Source organism: Lentzea waywayandensis, assembly GCF_900115955.1.
Classification (GTDB): domain Bacteria; phylum Actinomycetota; class Actinomycetes; order Mycobacteriales; family Pseudonocardiaceae; genus Lentzea; species Lentzea waywayandensis.
Window position 1 is genome coordinate 270504 of sequence record NZ_FOYL01000001.1, and the last position, 16646, is coordinate 287149.

General features: G+C 70.8%; 9 protein-coding genes. 6 read left to right on the top strand and 3 right to left on the bottom strand.

The genetic code is table 11. The features are described from left to right. The first annotated feature begins 15 nt into the window (after window positions 1-15). The 6 genes from BM417_RS01260 to BM417_RS01285 all read left to right on the top strand — a co-directional run bounded on the left by BM417_RS01260 (window position 16) and on the right by BM417_RS01285 (window position 13532). Window positions 16-3582: a WGR and DUF4132 domain-containing protein gene (locus tag BM417_RS01260; protein ID WP_177320225.1), complete on the top strand. Its 3567-nt coding sequence runs from the start codon at window positions 16-18 to the stop codon at window positions 3580-3582. A gap of 114 nt (window positions 3583-3696) precedes the next feature. Continuing rightward, window positions 3697-7362: a DUF4132 domain-containing protein gene (locus BM417_RS49775; protein ID WP_177320226.1), complete on the top strand. Its 3666-nt coding sequence runs from the start codon at window positions 3697-3699 to the stop codon at window positions 7360-7362. Then, the gene (locus tag BM417_RS01270) at window positions 7359-8429 is read left to right on the top strand and encodes an ATP-binding protein (RefSeq protein WP_218164289.1); all 1071 of its coding nucleotides are present in this window, start codon (window positions 7359-7361) and stop codon (window positions 8427-8429) included. The genes BM417_RS49775 and BM417_RS01270 overlap by 4 nt, the downstream gene beginning before the upstream one ends. Then, a complete protein-coding gene (locus tag BM417_RS01275; RefSeq protein WP_093587868.1) occupies window positions 8429-10630 on the top strand; it encodes a DUF5682 family protein in 2202 nt (733 codons plus the stop codon). The genes BM417_RS01270 and BM417_RS01275 overlap by 1 nt, the downstream gene beginning before the upstream one ends. Continuing rightward, the gene (locus BM417_RS01280; protein WP_093587869.1) at window positions 10627-11730 is read left to right on the top strand and encodes a VWA domain-containing protein; all 1104 of its coding nucleotides are present in this window, start codon (window positions 10627-10629) and stop codon (window positions 11728-11730) included. Before BM417_RS01275 ends, BM417_RS01280 begins: the two co-directional genes overlap by 4 nt. Then, on the top strand, window positions 11727-13532 hold the full coding sequence (locus BM417_RS01285) for an SWIM zinc finger family protein (RefSeq protein WP_093587870.1): 1806 nt from the start codon (window positions 11727-11729) through the stop codon (window positions 13530-13532). The genes BM417_RS01280 and BM417_RS01285 overlap by 4 nt, the downstream gene beginning before the upstream one ends. Window positions 13533-13749: 217 nt before the next feature. Here the strand turns inward: BM417_RS01285 and BM417_RS01290 are convergent, their stop codons facing one another. The 3 genes from BM417_RS01290 to BM417_RS01300 form a co-directional block, all read right to left on the bottom strand. Next, window positions 13750-15057: a tetratricopeptide repeat protein gene (locus BM417_RS01290; protein WP_093587871.1), complete on the bottom strand. Its 1308-nt coding sequence runs from the start codon at window positions 15055-15057 to the stop codon at window positions 13750-13752. A 10-nt stretch (window positions 15058-15067) separates the two neighbouring features. Next, entirely contained in the window at window positions 15068-15988 is a 921-nt protein-coding gene (locus BM417_RS01295; protein ID WP_093587872.1) for an ArsR/SmtB family transcription factor, read from the bottom strand. 96 nt (window positions 15989-16084) lie between these two features. Further along, window positions 16085-16639, bottom strand: a complete 555-nt coding sequence (locus BM417_RS01300) for a TetR/AcrR family transcriptional regulator (RefSeq protein ID WP_093587873.1) — start codon at window positions 16637-16639, stop codon at window positions 16085-16087. Between the last annotated feature and the right edge of the window lie 7 nt (window positions 16640-16646).

Sequence of the window (16646 nt, forward strand, 5' to 3'; positions counted from 1 at the left end):
AGCAGGGAGCAGTCAGTGCGCAGGTGGGAGCTCGTCTCGGGCGGCGCGGCGAAGTTCTGGGAGATCGGTCAGGACGGTGCCGCGGTCACCGTCCGGTTCGGACGACTGGACACGCACGGCCAGACCCAGACCAAGGAGCTGGCGTCCGCGGAGGCGGCACAGGCGCACGTCGCGAAGCTGGTGGCGGAGAAGGAGAAGAAGGGCTACCGCGCGGTCGGCTCCGCCGAGGTGGCCGCGCCCCGGCCAGGCGACGGGCCGGCCTCCACCTCCGACGCCGCACAGCCCGCTGACGCCCTACCGGTGACCACCTCGCCCGCCCCACAGCCCGCTGACGCTCCCCCTGCGACCACCTCCCCAGCCGAGAAGCCCGTAGCCGTCGACGAGGACACCTGGGTGATGCCCAAGGCCTGGCTGCGCGACGCGGTGCGGCAGCGGGGTTTCCACCCCGCTCCCGAGTTCTCCGTCGACCCCGAACTGGCGGAGGAGGCCCGGCGGCGCGTCGGCCAGCAGACGGACACCACGGTCGAGCGGATCCTGTCCGAACCGGCCTCCGACCCCGATCTCGTTCAGGCGGCGCGCGAGCACCTCGCCGGACGGCCGAATCCCACCGGGGCGGCGGCGATCGCGGCGATCATCTCCAGCGGCGAGCAGTCCGTGCACGCCTGGATCGCCGACCACGGCCTGGTGTTCGCGACGGAGGCCACCGTCGAGTTCATGAGGCTGATGTGCACACGCGAGTGGCTTTCGCAGCAGCGCGCGTACGGCAACGAACGGCTGGCGTCCCGTGATGGGTACTACCACATCACGATCGGCAGCGCCGACTGCAAGATGCTGCTGGCGATCCGGTACGCGCTCGCGATCGCGGACGACGCCGAGCGGGACGCCGCGGAGACCGCGCTGGGCAGGCTCGACGAGATCGACGAGCCCAACGTCAAGCTGGTGCGGGCGTTCCTGATGCCAGGACGGCCCGGCTGGTTCCAGGAGGCATGCCAGACGCCGCACACGGGCACCCGCTGGTGGCTCCTTCATTGCAGTGCCGGCACCTTCGAGGAGTTCGAGAGCGCGCCGTCCTCGGTGGCCGGCAACTCGACCGTCCTCCACACGGCGCTGTACGTGCTGGGTCCGGCTATCGCGCCGTTGCTCGCAGACGCGCTCGACCACCAGTACCAGCGCGCGGACACCCGCAAGCAGGTGCTGAAGACGCTCGTCGCGCTGCCCATCGACGAGGCGTTCACGATTCTGCTCGACCGGATCGACACGAAGTACGTGCGCCCGGCCGTGCTGTCGATGATGACGGCGTACCCGGCGCGGGCAGCCAGGCTGCTCGGCGAACGCTCCGCCCGCAACGAGGAGTTCCGCCGGCTGCTCAGCGTGCACCTGCGGTCGTATCCGCACCTGGACGCGCCCACCGGTTTCGTGGAGGTCGAGTCCTCGGCGGTGCCGGAGGCATCGGCGGAGGAGCTGCCCGCGTTGCTGGCGTCGCCGCCGTGGCTGCACCGCAAGCCGGCGGTGAAGCCGGTGGTGGTGCCGGATCTCCCGGTGCCCGGACCGTCGCTCACGTGGCAGCCGGGTGAGCGGGAGGAGTGGCTGAAGGACGGCCACTGGGACACCCACGCCTACAAGACCTGGCAGCACTGGCTGGCGGAGTACAAGGCCGGCCGGATCGGCTACCGCATGGCCGACCTGCTCGTCGGGGCACCCGAGGACGAGGTGCGTCACCTGCTCGCGGACTGGCAGCCCAACCTGGGCTGGAGTGCTGAATCCGCGGGCAAGCGACTCGCCGCGAAGTTCGGCTTCGACGCGTTGCCTCCGCTGCTGCGCATCGTGGAGAGGAACTCCGCCACGGCCGTGATCGTGCTGCCGTTCGCGACGCCCGAGGTCGCCGCGCTGATGGCGGACTGGCTGGTGCGGCTCAAGCAGGTCCGCAAGACGGCACTGAGCTGGCTCGCCCGGCACCGCGAGATGGCCGCGCGTCTCCTGATTCCCGCTGCCCTGGGCAAGCCCGGTACCGAACGGCGCAACGCCGAGACCGCGATCCGCCACCTGCACGGCCTCGGGGTGGACGTCGTGGCGCTGGCTCCCACCCCGGAGGCGGCCGAGGGCCTGCGGACCTTCCTGTCCGTCGACCCCGTCGACGTGCTGCCCGCCAAGCTGCCGGTGATCGGCGAGTGGGCGGACACCCGCCTGTTGCCCCAGGTCCTGTTGCGCGATCGCAAGCAGGCTCTGTCCCCTGAGGCCGCACGTCATCTGCTGATGACGGCGGCGCTGTCCAAGCCGGGCGACATCTACGCCGGACTGCCGATCGCCCGCGAGGCGCTCGACCCCGGCTCGCTGGCGGAGTTCGCGTGGGCGGTCTTCGGGCGCTGGCAGGAGGTCGGCGCGCCGCCGAAGGAGGGCTGGGCGCTGACCGCGCTCGGCTGGTTCGGCGACGACTCGACGGTCCGCGCGCTGTCGCCGCTGATCCGGGTGTGGCCGGGCGAGAGCCAGCACACCAGGGCGGTGGCGGGTCTCGACGTGCTCGCCGACATCGGCACCGAGGTCGCCCTGTCGCACCTGAACAGCATCGCGGAGAAGGTGAAGTTCAAGGGCCTCAAGACCAAGGCCCAGGAGAAGGTCGCCCAGATCGCCGACGAGCTGGGCCTGTCCCGCGACCAGCTGGCGGACCGCCTCGTGCCGCGCCTGGGCCTCGACGACGCCGCGAGCCTGGTGATCGACTACGGCCCGCGCCAGTTCACGGTCGGCTTCGACGAGCAGCTCAAGCCCTACGTCCTCGACCCGGACGGCAAGCGCCGCAAGGACCTCCCGAAGCCCGGCGCGAAGGACGACCAGGACCAGGCCCCGCTGGAGCACAAGCGGTTCGCGGCACTGAAGAAGGACGTCCGCGCCGTCGCGTCCGACCAGATCCACCGGCTGGAACGGGCGATGGTCGACCAGCGCACGTGGACCGCCGAGGAGTTCCACGCCGTCCTCGCCGGCCACCCGCTGCTCTGGCACATCGTCCGCCGGCTCGTGTGGATCACCTCTGACGGCCTCTCGTTCCGCCTGGCGGAGGACCGCACGCTCGCCGACTCCAGCGACGACGAGTTCACGCTCCCCGAGGACGCCACCGTCCGCGTGGCGCACCCGGTGGACCTCCAGGCCGAGCTGGAGGCGTGGGGCGAGGTCTTCGCCGACTACGAGATCCTCCAGCCGTTCCCGCAACTGGGCCGCCCCCTGCACCTGGTACCCGCGGGCGAGAACCTCCTGCCCCAGCTGAAGAAGTACTGCGACGTCGACCTCCCGATCGGCAAGATCCTCAGCCTCACCAAGAAGGGCTGGATCCGCGGCGAGCCCCAGGACGGCGGGGTGGAGTGCTGGATCACCCGTCCGCTACCGTCCGGCGGCGCCCTGGTCGCGTCGCTCGACCCCGGCATCGCGGTGGGCGCGATCGACGTCTTCCCCGAGGTCAAGTTCACCGAACTGTGGTTCTCGGCCGACGGGCACGGCTACTGGTCGTCCCAGCGCAACGGGTCGGGCACGTTGGAGGCAGACGCCATCACGGCCTCCGAGCTGCTGTCCGAACTGGAGTCACTGCAGTCGTAACACCGTAAACAGGGGGTCTGATCAGCTCTTTAAGATCACCGTAAAGAATTGTCAGACCCCCTGAGTAACGTCCGTGCACATCAACTCCCTTGTGTGGCCCCAGGAGGTACAGCAGTGCGCAGGTGGGAACTCGTCGCGGACGGCTCCGCGAAGTTCTGGGAGATCGGACAGGACGGCGCGACGGTGACCGTCCGGTTCGGACGGCTGGGAACCGCCGGCCAGACCCAGACCAAGGAGCTGGCCTCCGCCGAGGCGGCCGACGCGCACGTCACGAAGCTGGTGGCGGAGAAGGAGAAGAAGGGCTACAGACCGGAAGGCGCCGCCGCCGAACCACAGCAGCCCGCGGCCACCGAGCCCACCGCCGCACAGCTCGCCACCACCACGCCCGGCGCGCCGCAGCCCTCCGCCCGGCAGCACGCCACCACCACGCCCGGTGCCCAGCCCTCCGCCCAGCAACCTGCTGCCCAACCACTCGCCGCCGCACCTCCAACGCCCCCCAAACCCGCCACCCAACGCCCCGCCACCGAGCCCGCCGCCACCACTCCCACAGCCCCCCTCGACGAAGACACCTGGGTAATCCCCAAGGCATGGCTGCGCGACGCGGTGCGCCAGCGCGAGTTCGACCCGGCGCCGGAGTTCGCCATCGACCCGGCGAAGGCCGAGCAGGCCCGGCAGCAGATCACCGAACAGGCGGAGGCGATCGAGAACGGCCTCACTGCCAAGGGCTCGAAGGCAGAACTGGTCAGCGCGGCCCGCGAACACCTGGCCGGGCAACCGACCCCTATCGGCGCGGCGGCGATCGCGGCCATCACGAAGCCGGGCGTGCCCGCCGTGCACGCCTGGATCGCCGATCACGGCCTCGCGTTCGCCACCAAGGCGGTCGTCGAGCTCATGGGTCTGACCTTCTCGGACGAGTGGGACGACAAGCGCGGCAAGTGGACCGGCATCTGCCTCCAGTACAACCACCGCAGCGGCTTCCAGACGTCGATCGGCGAACCGGAAGGTCTGATGCTGACCGCCCTCCGGTACGCGATCGCCACCGCTGGCCCCGAGGAACGCGCGGCCGCCGAGGGCGAACTGGAGCAGTTCGGCAAGTCGAAGACCGAGAAGGAACTCCGGTCCTTCCTGATGCCCGAGCGGGCGGAGTGGTTCACCGAGGTCCGCAAGCAGAACTACACGCGGAGCCGGTGGTGGATGCTGCCGTGCTGCGCCCGGAGCCTCGAGGACTTCAAGACGGCCGAGCAGTCCGTCACGGCGTCGGCGTTCCTGCTCTACACGGCGGTGTACGTGCTGGGGCCGGCCGTCGCGCCGTTGCTCGCGGAGGAGCTCGACTCCGACAGCTACCACCAGCGAACGGGCGGCCGCAAGCAGGCTTTGACCGTGCTCGCGGCCTTACCGACGGACGAGGCGTTCACGATCCTGCTCGACCGGCTGGACGGCAAGTACGTGCGGCCCGCCGTGGTGTCGGCGATGAGGGCGTTCCCCGTGAGGGCCGCGCGGCTGCTGGCCGAGCGCGCGTCGTCGAGTGATCACGCACGCCGGCTGCTGCACATCCACCTGCGGAGCAACCCGCACCTGACCGTGCCCGACGAGGTCGTCGCGCTGCTCGCCGAGTCCGCCGAGGCGATCATGCCGGAGGCGACCGCGGACCAGCTTCCGGCGCTGCTGGCCTCACCGCCGTGGCTCAGCCGCAAGAAGCCGGTGAAGCCCGTCGTGCTGGCGGATCTGCCGGTGCCCGAGGCGGCGGTGATCTGGGAGCCGGGCGAGCACGAGCAGTGGCTCGCGTCCGGCGCGGAGTGGGTGCAGGACCACCACGACTGGCGCAACCTGCTCAAGGAGTACCAGGCCGGCCTGATCGGCTACTACGACAACGACCTGTTCCTCCTCGCTCCCGAGGAGGAGGTGCGGCACCTTCTCGCGGACTGGAAGCCGGTCTACAGCCACGGCGTCGAGGAGTGGGGCAAGAACATCGCCGCCCGGTTCGGTGTCGACGCCGCACCGGCGCTCATCCGGCACGTCCAGTCCGCGGCGGCGGGGACCGGGATGGTGCTGCTGCCCTTCGCCACCGTCGAGGTGGCCACGCAGATGGCCGACTGGTTCGCCCGTACCAAGGCGGCCCGGCGCTGGGGCCTCGACTGGCTCGCCCGGCACCGCGAGCAGGCCGTCCGTCTCCTCATCCCGGCGGCGGCCGGGAAGGCGGGCGTCCCTCGCCGCAACGCCGAGGCGGCGCTGCGGCACCTGAACAACAACCTCGGTGTCGACGTGGCGGCCATCGCCAAGGAATGCGGTGCCGAGGCCGCGATCGACGTCGTGCTCTCGGTCGACCCGGTCGACGTGCTGCCCGCGAAGCTGCCGGCGATCGGCGAGTGGGCGGACACCCGGCTGCTGCCGCAGGTGCTGCTGGCGGACCGCAGGCACGCCCTGTCCGCCGAGGTCGCCGGTCATCTGCAGATGACGGCCGCGCTGTCCAAGCCGGGCGAGCTCTACGCGGGCCTGCCGATCGCCCGTGAGGCACTCGACCCCGACTCGCTGGCGGAGTTCGCGTGGGCCGTCTTCCAGGCGTGGGAGCAGGCGGGCGCGCCGCCGAAGGAGAGCTGGGCGCTGAGCGCACTCGGCTGGTTCGGCGACGACGACACCGTGCGCAGGCTGTCGCCGCTGATCCGCAACTGGCCCGGTGAGAGCCAGCACGCCAGGGCGGTCAGCGGACTCGACGTGCTGGCCGACATCGGCACCGAGGTGGCGCTGTCGCACCTGAACAGCATCGCGGAGAAGGTGTCGTTCAAGGGCCTCAAGACCAGGGCGCAGGAGAAGGTCGCCCAGATCGCGGCCGAGCTCGGCCTGTCCCGCGACCAGCTGTCGGACCGGCTGGTCCCGCGCCTGGGCCTGGACGAGGCGGCGACCCTGGTGATCGACTACGGCTCCCGCCGGTTCACCGTGGGCTTCGACGAACAGCTCAAGCCGTTCGTGCTGGACCCGGACGGCAAGCGCCGCAAGGATCTGCCGAAGCCCAGTGCGAAGGACGACGAGGACCTCGCACCGCTGGAGCACAAGCGGTTCATGGCGCTGAAGAAGGACGTCCGCACCATCGCGTCCGACCAGATCCAACGGCTCGAACGCGCCATGGTCGACCAGCGCGAGTGGAGCGCCGAGGAGTTCCTCACGGTCCTCGCCGCGCATCCGCTGCTGTGGCACCTGGTCCGCCGCCTGGTCTGGATCACCGACGAGGGCACCTCGTTCCGCCTGGCCGAGGACCGCACGCTCGCCGACGAGCACGACGACGAGTTCACGTTGTCCGAGACCGCCACGGTCCGTGTGGCGCACGCGGTCGAGCTGCGGGAGGCGTCGGCGGCCTGGGGCGAGGTCTTCGCGGACTACGAGATCCTCCAGCCGTTCCCGCAGCTGGGCCGTCCGGTCCACCTGCTGACCTCCGCCGACGACCTGCTCCCCCGGCTGAAGAAGTACTGCGACACCCCCTACCCGATCGGCAAGATCCTGGGTCTGACCAAGAAGGGCTGGGTGCGCGGGACACCGCAGGACGCGGGCGTCGAGTGCTGGATCACCCGGCCGTTCCCGGACGGCGGCGCGCTCGTCGCCAGGCTCGAGCCCGGCATCGCGGTGGGCGCCATGGACGTCTTCCCCGAGGTCGGTTTCAGCGACATGTGGTTCTCGCGCAACGGTCACGGCGCGTGGTCCGCGCCGTCGGACGCGCCCACCACCTACGAGATCGCCCCGATCACCCTCTCCGAGCTCTTCTCCGAACTGGAGTCCCTGCTGCCATGACCAGCACCCAGACGATGCAGCGTCCTCCCGCCGAGGTCCGCTACGCCGACGAGCTCGCCCGGCTGCGGGACACCGACACCGCGCCCAGGCCGCCGGGCTGGGCGCTGAGCCTCGAAGCCGCGCGCCGGTTCGTGGTGGGCGACGAGAACCGGGGCATCAGCAGGAAGTTCGTGGGCGATCCGTCCCTTGTGGACAGAGCGCTGGTCACGCTGGCCACGAGCCGCGGCCTGATGCTGGTCGGTGAGCCGGGCACGGCGAAGTCACTGCTGTCCGAGCTGATCGCGGCGGCGGTGTGCGGCGAGTCGACGCTGACGATCCAGGGTGGCGCGGCCACCACCGAGGACCAGATCAAGTACTCGTGGAACTACGCGCTGCTGGTCGCGGAGGGTCCGTCGCCGCGCTCGCTCGTGCCGGCGCCGATGCTGCGGGGCATGGCCGAGGGCAAGATCGTGCGGTTCGAGGAGATCACCCGCTGCCCGCTCGAGGTCCAGGACTGCATGCTGTCGATGCTGTCCGACCGCGTGATGGCGATCGGTGAGCTGAACGGCCCGGACGGCATGGTGTTCGCACAGGACGGGTTCAACGTGATCGCCACAGCGAACACGCGTGACCGGGGCGTCAACGAGATGAGCGCCGCGCTAAAGCGGCGGTTCAACTTCGAGACGGTGTTCCCGATCGCGGACTTCGACACCGAGCTCGCGCTGGTCGAGCAGGAGGCGGCGAAGCTGCTGGAGAAGTCGGGCGTCGAGCTCGCGCCGAGGCGTGACGTGCTGGAGGTCCTGGTCCGCACGTTCCGCGATCTGCGCGAGGGCGGCGACCGGCTCACCACGGTGATGAGCACGGCCGAGGCGGTGTCGGTGGCGCACGCGGTCGGACTGCGGGGGTGGTTCCTGCGCGGCGAGGTCGGGTCGGCCGCAGACGTCGTGGAGTGCCTGGCGGGCACGGCGGCGAAGGACAACGCGGAGGACCTGGCGCGGTTGCGGCGGTACCTGGAGCAGCACGCGTCGCGGCGCAAGGGCAAGCAGTGGCAGGAGCTGCACCGCGCCCGGCACCTGCTGCCCGGCTGATGGGGGCCGTGTTCGTCGGCGTCCGGCACCACAGTCCCGCCTGTGCCCGGCTGGTCGCCGCCACGATCTCCGAACAGCAGCCCGCGTACGTGCTCATCGAAGGTCCGGCCGACTTCAACGAGCGCATCGACGAGCTGCTGCTCGGCCACGAGCTGCCCGTCGCGTTGTTCAGCTACTCCGACCAGCACGCGTCGTGGTCGCCGTTCTGCGACTACTCGCCGGAGTGGGTGGCGATCACCGAGGCACGCCGGTGCGGGGCCGAGGTCAGGTTCATCGACCTGCCCGCGTGGCACGAGGCGTTCCGCGACGTCAGCAACAGGTACGCGGACGCGGAGCTGCGCTACACCGAGGTCGTCGAGCGGTTGTGCCGGGAGTTCGCGGTCGACAACGTCGACGCGCTCTGGGATCACCTCTTCGAGTGCGAGACCGAGCCGAAGGGCATGGCCGAGTACTTCGACCTGCTGCGCGGCACGGCGACCGCGGACGAGGGCGACTCGGCCCGTGAGGAGTACATGGCGCGCTGGGTGCGGGCGGCGGTGAAGGACGCGGGCGACCGGCCCGTCGTCGTGATCACCGGCGGCTTCCACACGGCTGCGCTCAAGGCGAAGCTCGACGGCACCACCGAGTGGCCCGAGGTTCCGGAACGTGAGAGAGGCGCGAGCTATCTCGTGCCGTACTCGCACGCACGGCTGGACGCGTTCACCGGCTACCAGTCGGGAATGCCGTCTCCCGGCTACTACCAGCAGGTCTGGGAGGCGGGGTCGCAGCGCGCGGCGGACTGGCTGGTCGAGTCGGTGGCGACGCGGCTGCGCAGGCGCCGGCAGCCGGTGTCGACGGCCGACCTCATCGCGGCGCGCACCCAGGCCGGGGCGCTGGCCCGGTTGCGCGGTCACGAGAACCTGGCGCGCACGGACGTGCTCGACGGGCTGACCAGCGCGTTGATCTCGGAGGACCTGACGCAGCCGCCGCCGTGGACGCGGCGCGGCACCTTGCAGCCCGGCGCGCACCCGGCGTTGATCGAGATGATCGGGGCGTTGCGGGGCGGCAAGGTCGGCAGGCTGCACCCGGACACGCCGGCACCGCCGCTGGTCAACGCCGTGCAGGAGCTGTTGCGGACGCACGGGCTCGACCAGGAGGGCAAGGTCGCGCTCGACCTCACGGACGCGGAGGCGTTGGAGCGCAGCAGGATCCTGCATCGCCTGCGGGTGCTGCGGATTCCCGGCTTCGAACGCACGAGCGGGCCGTCCGAGGGCGCCGCGCCGCAGCTGGACGAGCAGTGGACGCTGCGGCCGATCGAGGAACGGCTGGCCGCGCTGATCGAGGCCGCCGAGAACGGTGCCACGCTGGAGGAGGCGGCAGGGGCGGTCCTGGAACGCCGCTCCCGGGACGCCCAGCTGGACCAACTGGCCACCATCCTGTTCGACGCGGTGCTGTGCGGGATCTCGGCGCTACCCGGCAAGGTCCAGCAGACCCTCAACGAAGGCGTCCAGGCGACGGGCGATCTCACGGCGCTCGGGGCCGTGCTGAGCGGGGTGCTCGGACTGTGGCGGCACGACAGGTTGTTCGGCACCAGGAAGGATCCGCTGCTGGGCTCGGTGATCGACGTGGGCACGGCGCGGGTGCTGTGGCTGGTCGAGGGCCTGCACGGCGGCCCGGCTCCGGCAGATCCACACCGCCTCAAGGCCATGGCGGCGACCAGGGACGCGGTGCTGCACGCGAAGTCCGCGCTGTCGCTGGACATCGCGGACGTCACGGGCGTCGCGACCAGAGTGAGCGCCGACGTGGAGGCGCCACCGGATCTGCGCGGCGCGGCACTCGGCCTCGCCTGGACTCTCGGCAGTCAGCCGGACGTGCGCAAGGTGCGGAGCATCGAGGCGCTCGGCGACTGGCTCGCCGGGTTGTTCGCGGTCGCGCGGGAAGAGGTGCTGGCGAGCCCTGACCTGGTCGGGGTGCTCGACGAACTGGTCAGCGCGATGACCGAGGACGAGTTCCTGGTGGCGCTGCCCGCGTTGCGGCTCGCCTTCAGCTACTTCCCGCCCAGGGAGAGGGAGACCATCGCGGCCACCGTCCTCGCCCATCGCGGTGTCGAGGGCAGCGCGAAGGGCGTCACCCGTCTCACCGTCGACCCGATGGTCGTGGCGGAGGCGATGGCGATCGAGAAGCGCGTGGACGCGTTGCTGGTGAAGGGCGGGCTGGCATGACGGACCTGGAACGCTGGCGGCTGATCCTCGGGGAACCCGCGTCGCGCTGCACCGGAGGGTTGCAGGGCGACGCGGCCCGCCGGGACACGGCGCTGGAGTGGCTCTACGGGCGTGACCCCGAGCTGGCCGAACGCGGCGTGCGCAAGGGCGGCAGCGAGGACTCGGTGCTGCAGACCGTCGACTGGCTGGACGAGGTGCACACCCTCTTCCCGCGCGAGACGATCGAACGGCTGGAACGCGACGCGGTCGAGCGGTACGAGATCACCGACATCGTCACCGATCCCGAAGTGCTGCAACGGATCGAACCCAACCCGGCACTGCTGCGCGCGGTGCTGCGGACCAAGCACCTGATGAACCCGGCCGTGCTCGCGATGGCGCGCAAGATCGTCGAAGCGGTCGTGAAGCAGTTGATGGAGAAGCTGAAGACGGAGGTGCGCACGGCGTTCAGCGGCACCAGGTCGCGGCGTCCGAGCATTCACAAGAACTCGCGCAACTTCGACTTCCGCTCCACGATCAGGGCGAACCTCCAGCGCTACCAACCGGAAGAGCGCAAGCTCGCGATCGAGCACCCGAAGTTCGTCTCCCGCACCAAACGGCACCTGGAGCAGTGGCAGGTGATCCTGCTGGTGGACCAGTCGGGGTCGATGACCAGCTCGGTGATCCACTCGGCCGTCACGGCGGCGTGCCTGTGGGGCCTGCCGGGGCTGCGGACGCACCTGATCGCCTTCGACACCAACGTGGTCGACCTGACCTCGGACGTGACCGACCCGGTCGAGCTGCTGATGAAGGTGCAGCTCGGCGGCGGCACGGACATCGCCAAGGCCGTGGCGTACGGCGCCGATCTCGTGGACAGCCCGCGCCGGTCGATCGTGGCGATCATCAGCGACTTCTACGAGGGCGGCAACGCGGAGCACCTCGTCCGCACGGTGAAGGGCCTGTGCGAGCAGGGCACCCACGTGCTGTGCCTGGCGGCGCTGGACGAGGAGGCGAACCCGGACTACGACCAGGCGCTGGGCCAGCGCCTCGCGAACGTCGGCGCGCACGTCGGCGCGATGACCCCAGGACAGCTAGCGGAATTCGTTGCGGAGAAACTCAGGTGACCAGACCCGACCTGATGGCGCTGACCCCGGACGCGCTCGCGGCGCTGGCCAACCGCGGTCTGGTGAAACGTGCCGTCAAGGAGCTCGACGCGGGTGTCGTCCCGGCGCTCGACACCGATCCGTCCGGAACCGTCCAGGGCAAGTTCCCGGACGGCACCGAGACGACACTCCCGCCGAGCATCGCGCTCGACGCGGCGCGGTGCAGCTGCGGCGCGGCGGGCGTCTGCCGGCACCGCATCGCCGTCGTCCTGGCGTACCAACGCACTCAGGAGACGACCGCACCGGCCGAGCTGTGGTCGCCGGGCGCGGTGACGGACACCGACCTGGTGGCGTTGATGGGCGAACGCACACTGCGCCGCGCCCGCAGGGCCTTCCAGGCCGGCTACCGCGCCAAGCTCCGCCGCCCGACCGCGGCAGACCAGACCGCACAGGCCGAACTTCCCACCTGCACCGTCACGTTCCTGGTCCCCGGCGACCTGTCCTACGTCCACACCGACGCGGTCAACAAGGACGAGGCGACGGCGCTCGCGGTGTGGGCGTTCCGCGAGGCGGACGCGCAGGGCACCGACACGGTCGACGTAGGTGGATCTCCCACCACGGCAACGGATCTGACGGCTGTCACCGATCTGCTCGACCAGCTGCTGCTCGACGGCGCCACGAACGCGAGCGAGGTGCTCGACGTCGCGTGGCAACGCCTGCACCGCGACCTGACCGCGCAACGCCTGCACTGGCCCGCCGCCGTGATCACAGACCTGCTCGCGCAACTAGCCGCGTACCGCAGGCGCAGCGCCGACTACGAGGCCGAACAGTTCGCCGCGTTGCTCACCGAACTGCACGCGCGAACCACTGCCACAGGCCCACGCGCCGAGATCCTGGGCCCGGACGAGCCCGCCGAAACACCGCTCAAGCGAGTCCGGCTGACCGCGCTGGGCGGCCGCCTGCGCGCGGAGAACGCGGTCGACGTCTACTTCGCCTCGGGCGACGTGGTCCTGGTGCAACGCGACACTCCCCTGCGCACCGGTGTGCGGCTGGCGGCGTCGAACGTGGTGTCCGAGTCGGCGACGCGCAGCGCGAGCCGCGCGGTGACGTTGAAGACGAGCAGGGTGGCCAAGACCTCGCTCACGCCGGTCGGCACGGCCTGGGAGCACCTGCCCCAGGCTCTGGTGATCGACGACTACGACGCAGCCGCCGCACACCTCGCCGAACTACCGCCGCGCCAGGTCCGCGCGAGGGTGGAGGCCGAACTGGTCCGCGCGATCCGGGTGACCGAGGTGTCCGACCTCGCCTACGACCCGGCCGCGCAACGCCTCACCGCGACCCTGCACGCTCCCACCGGCACGACATGTCTCCTGGAAGCCACACACCGGGCCGTCGCACCGCATTCGCTGGACGCGCTGACGGCGGCTCTGCGCGCCAACCCGACGACGATCACCGGTAGCGTCCGGCGACACCGCGGCACCCTGGTGGTCGACCCGCTGGCCGTCCACACCCCGGCAGGAGTAGTCGTCCTGGACCTGGCCACGGACACGACGCCGCAACCCCTGTCGCCGGGAGCCACGACGTCCGATCCGCTGAGCGCGGCGGTGGACAGCGCGCTGACGGTGCTGGCCGAGGCCTCCCACCGAGGCCTGGACCACCTGACGGACAGCCTGCTGGCCCGCGCACGCGAGGTAGGCGCTCACCTGCACCGGACAGGCCTGCGCACGGCAGCAGCCAGTGTCACGGCGTTCGCCGACGCCCCGGCCTCGGCCACGTGGCTCAACGCGCACCTGCGATTACTGGTGACGGCCGACGCCCGCTGACGACCACCTCTCGCCGACGTGACCGGGCTCGCCCTGCCCGGTCGCAGCCGCCGAACACGACCACACCCGCGAAGCGGACCTGACCTGACCTGACCTGGCTCAGCGAACCACCCGCGACCAGCGGCCACCGTCGCCCACGCACGTGGGCCGAATCCGGCTCAGCGAACCACCCGCGACCAGCGCCCACGGTCGCCCACGCACGTGGGTCGGATCCGGCTCAGCGCGCCTGCACGGCACGAACCCGTTCAGCACCACGACGTCCAACGCCCCGCCCGCGGCCACCCGGCTCCGCGGGCGGCTTCCGGTCGCCACCGCCCGCCGGCACGACCGGCCCTGCCACGACCGACGAGGTCGGGTCGATGCGTTGGGACAGCACGTAGTCCTCGGCGGCCTCGGCCACCCGCCCGAGCCGTTCCAGCACGAAGCCACGGAGGTATGCGGCACGAGCCGCGCCCCAGCCGCCGAGCGCGATCCCCCGGCCGTAGGCCTCCAACGAAGCCTCCAGCTGACCGGACGCGGCCAGTGCGTCGCCCTGCAACGCCCACGTCCTGTGGTCGCCGGGACTGAGCTCGGCCAGTTCGCCGGCGTATCCGACGGCGCGCTGTCCGAGGCCGACGGTGACGTGCGTCTGCACGAGGAAGGAGTAGAGGGCATAGGCCTCGTCCGCCCACGCGAGCCGGTCCATCTCGGCCGTGCCCGGCAGCGCCGAGGTCAGCGATTCCAGCGCGCGTCCGAGGAGTCGGTGTGTCTCGACGATGTCGTGCCGCACGAACGGAACCGCGGCGATCGCCCGGTGCAGCCGCGCGCGGTGCAGGGCGGCGGCGAAGCCGTTCTGCGGCAGCTCGGACGAGGCCTTCGTCGCCAAAGCGGCGGCGGCCTGCAGGGACGTGGAGTCGGCGCCGCGGGCGGCGCTGCGGAACGCCACGAACAACGCCAGGTCGCGGCGTGTCTCGGAAGGGAGCCCGGACCTGGCGCCACGTAACGCCATCGCCTCCACGGCGGAGGACGGGAGGTGGCAGCGCAGCACGGCGAGCTGTTCCATCGCGAGCTCGGGCGAGAACACGTGTTTGCGCGGGTCGATCACGCTCAGGCCGATCGCCGAGGCCGCGCGCTGCGGATATCCCAGGCGCAGCAACAGATCGCAGGCCACGCGGCGTTCGGCCGTGCGCAGCGAGCCGAGCGCTCGTTCGTGCACCCGCCACCACAGTTCGGAGGCCAGGTCGACCGGGAACTCGGTCATGTCCGGGCCTACGCCGTCGAGCCGGCCCCAGCTCGCGGCCGTCAGCAGCCTCAGTTGGGCGGACGGCGGTTGTTCGAAGCGCGGAACGCCTGCCGAGGCGCCCACGACGAACGCGCTCGCCATGGCGTGGGTGATGCGGGCGTGCAGTGCGGAGGTCTTGCCTGGAGCGGACAGTCCGGCGTAGACGCCGCAGGCGACGGGAACCTGGGCGGTGCGCAGGGCGCGCAGCCGGACCGCCAGCGCGCGGGGACTCGGGTCGGTGCGGTACCGCGGCATCGCGGTCATGCCGGCCTCCTCAGTTCAGCAGTTCCCAGCCGCGCCTGGTCAGGCGGTGGCGGACAGACCTGCCGTTGCGGTGGGTGGACACGAAACCCGCCGTGCGCAGGGCAGTGGCGTGTTGCGACGCCGTGGGCAGGCTGATGCCCACGTGCTTGGCGAGTTCGGTAGTGGTGCGTTCGGAGGTGAGCGCCCGCAGCACCAGCGTCCGGGTGCGTCCCAGCGCCAGTTCGAGGCTGGCGCCGCTCGGCTGAGGTGCCGTGACCGGGTAGAACAGCAGCGGCTGTGGTTCGGCGAACATCGACACCGCCGGGCGGGTCAGTCCGTTGAGCACCGGCACGATGAGCATCCCCGTGCCGCGCAACGAGATCTCGGTGTCCCAGCCCAGTTCGACGTGCAGTGCGGGCGAGGTCCACGAGATCGACGGGTGGAGGTGGCCGAGCAGGTCCCCCAGTCCGCGCGTGACGGCCTGCGACGACCGCAGGCGCACCTCGGCGTCGAACCCCTGGCGCGTCTGCGGCCAGTTCGGGCCGAGCAGGTCACGGAAACCGGAGTTGAAGGCGGACTTCAGGTCCTGACGCGAGGTCGGCGTGCCGGCCGCGAACGAGCGCAGCCACGGCGACGTCGTGCCGAGCATGCTCGCGATCTGGTCGCGGACCCGCGTCGACGGCACTTCGAGAACCTGGCGCACGGCGTCGTCGAAGTCGGGCCGCGCGGAGTTGAAGAAGTCGGGGATGAACCGACCGGGTCTGATCAGTTCGGCGAGCGGGCGGATGTGCGGAAGCAGCAGCCGGTCCCAGTTACCGCTGTGCATCATGAACACCAGTTCGTACATCGGCAGCGGAGCCGACGCGAACCGCGTGCGCGCCAAATCTTCCAGCTCGAACAGAATTGTCAGTCCGCGACCCTTGGGCGCGGATTCGGACATCACGATTGGCATGTGCTTCCCCCCGGAGTGCCACCCACTTCCGAAGGTACGCAGACTTCGTTGTCCGGTGTCAGCGTTGTTCCACTGGACAACGTTCTGTGGACAAACTCAGACGAGCGGTCCCGTCTGCTCCGTGAGCTTCAGCAGCAGGTCACGGGTGTGCTCGCGTTCTTCGTCCGACTCCTGGCCGCGCCACAGCAGGTCCGCCAGCGTCACTCCATCGAGTGCACGGGAAATGAGGTCAGCCCGTTGTGGGTGCAGGCCGTCCGAATCGGTCTGCTGCCGCCAGCGGGTCGCCGCGACGTCCATGCGCTGCTGGAGTTCCGGAACGCCGAGCAACGCCGTTACGACAGACGGGTGAGACCACAGGTCGTCCGGCACGAAGGTCGCCCTGATGTGCGCACGGGTCCAGCGGCCGGGTGTGTCCTCCGGTTCGAGCAGCCTCTCGACCGTCGCGTCGTAGTGGTCGAACCACTCCTCGATCAGTCCGACGATCAACGCCTGCTTGGTGCGGAAGTGGTGCAGCAGGCCGCCCTTCGAGACGCCCGCCTCCTTGGCGACGGCGTCGAGACTGATGTTCGGACCTTGCTCGCTCAACGCTCGCGCGGCCGCCGCGAGCACGTCACGGCGGGTGCGGGGCGCGTTGCGCTGCTCTCCGGGCATGTGATCA

What these genes read in the sequence shown, in the direction of transcription:
- BM417_RS01270 (WP_218164289.1), top strand. Translation starts at nt 7,359, where the DNA reads ATGACCAGCACCCAGACGATGCAGCGTCCTCCCGCCGAGGTCCGCTAC.
- BM417_RS01280 (WP_093587869.1), top strand. Translation starts at nt 10,627, where the DNA reads ATGACGGACCTGGAACGCTGGCGGCTGATCCTCGGGGAACCCGCGTCG.
- BM417_RS01295 (WP_093587872.1), bottom strand. Translation starts at nt 15,988, where the DNA reads ATGCCAATCGTGATGTCCGAATCCGCGCCCAAGGGTCGCGGACTGACA.
- BM417_RS01300 (WP_093587873.1), bottom strand. Translation starts at nt 16,639, where the DNA reads ATGCCCGGAGAGCAGCGCAACGCGCCCCGCACCCGCCGTGACGTGCTC.
- BM417_RS01290 (WP_093587871.1), bottom strand. Translation starts at nt 15,057, where the DNA reads ATGACCGCGATGCCGCGGTACCGCACCGACCCGAGTCCCCGCGCGCTG.
- BM417_RS01275 (WP_093587868.1), top strand. Translation starts at nt 8,429, where the DNA reads ATGGGGGCCGTGTTCGTCGGCGTCCGGCACCACAGTCCCGCCTGTGCC.